This window comes from Shewanella sp. ALD9 (genome assembly GCF_002836315.1).
In the GTDB taxonomy this organism is placed as follows: Bacteria; Pseudomonadota; Gammaproteobacteria; order Enterobacterales; family Shewanellaceae; genus Shewanella.
Map to the genome: position 1 here is coordinate 1 of NZ_PJCD01000016.1, position 1,421 is coordinate 1,421.

General features: G+C 45.4%; 2 protein-coding genes. Both read right to left on the reverse strand.

Annotated features, from left to right (window positions below):
- Window positions 1–306 precede the first annotated feature (306 nt).
- On the reverse strand, window positions 307–660 hold the full coding sequence (locus CXF88_RS14325) for a hypothetical protein (protein WP_101087472.1): 354 nt from the start codon (window positions 658–660) through the stop codon (window positions 307–309).
- Window positions 661–810: 150 nt separating this feature from the next.
- Entirely contained in the window at window positions 811–1,356 is a 546-nt protein-coding gene (locus tag CXF88_RS14330) for a hypothetical protein (protein WP_101087473.1), read from the reverse strand.
- Window positions 1,357–1,421 lie beyond the last annotated feature (65 nt).

Consider the following 1,421-nt stretch of genomic DNA (forward strand, 5'->3'; position numbering starts at 1 on the left):
TGCTAATGGTTGATTGGTTAACATTCAGTTACTTGGCCATTTTATTTTGGCTAATATCTGTTTTACTTAAAGCATAAATCTGGCATCGTTGTTCATAGGTCAGTTGTTTATATGTTTTCATTGTTGCATCTCTTGCCGGAGAAAAAGCGATTAGCATATATTCAGCTGACCGTTTTTTCTACCTGTTCAAGTTATGCACTTACTATTTGAATCCAAGCCTTTAATATTAGTCACACGTTCAAGATATCTGAACTGGGAAAACAACGTAACATCATAGCGTTGAGTTCACTGCGCCACAGGAGCGGCTTACAAAGGATCGTGGTAGTAGCTTTGCGACGCTTCAATCCAGGCTACCGGCTCAACATCTTGTCGATAAACTTGCCAGTCATCGCCACCAAAGGTGCGCCGTACTTCGCTCAGCCAGGCCAACACTATGCCTTCAAAGTCACTCCAATCCGATGGGTCATGGGATAGCGGATACTTGATATAGCCGGAAAATTCACCCTCGAACAAATCATAACTTAAGGATTCCCCGCAGCACTCTTGCAGTTGAAATTGAAAGCTAGTGGCTTGCTCATGCCTTAATGTCATGGCTTCAAGCTCAGTTTCTTGTGCTTCATTTAACTCCAGCTTGGCGCTGAAACTCATGCCTACACCCATAATGGCTCTCCGATTTTCAGTTATTAATTACGCTTGCTGTCATTCACGGCGCTTCTCTATCACGATTAAACTTAACTTTTTTGGCCAACAAAAAAATGCGCTAAATTTAAGCTAACGCCCTAAATGTTCAGTAGGTTGCGCACAGCGGGGTTAATCAGGGCCCCAACCTTCGCTGATGCCCGCCGGCAATTCGGCCACTAAATCGTTAAACAGTGCCGCGCATTCGGTTAGCACTATGCTAAAGTCAGCCTCGCTGTAACACCAAGGCGAATTGGGTTTCAGCCAATCTTCACGAAAGTCTAACACCTCACCGGCGTGCATTCGCTGGGCAATATATATGTTTTTATAAAAACCACCACGGTAATCCAAGCCCTCGGGCTTGATGGAGAAAGAGAACTTTACCCACTGCATCATCTCCACTTGTAGGCTGATGTCTTCACGGGGGTATTTTTTTTCATTCAAGCGCCAGTAGCCACCGTCTGATTTGTAATAGCGAAGCGGCAATCCTAGCCCATCGACTAGGGCCTTTTTACGCTCAAGCGGCAGCCTATCTTGATCACTGAAACGGTCAGCCTGCTCGGGAAAACGGGCCAGCAGGCTGGCATACCTGCCGGCAAAGTTGATACCTATCGCGGCCTGAACCACAGGCATGCCGACACTGCGATAAATAGATTGTTGCTGTTCTGTTGTTAACATAAAACACCTTGAGTTGAATTCAGCCTTAGCAGGTTATTTAGGTGCCCAATTTTAGTAAAAACGAT

Bases quoted from the DNA above. Each gene is read 5' to 3' on its own strand.
- CXF88_RS14325 (WP_101087472.1), bottom strand. From the start codon at position 660: ATGGGTGTAGGCATGAGTTTCAGCGCCAAGCTGGAGTTAAATGAAGCA.
- CXF88_RS14330 (WP_101087473.1), bottom strand. From the start codon at position 1,356: ATGTTAACAACAGAACAGCAACAATCTATTTATCGCAGTGTCGGCATG.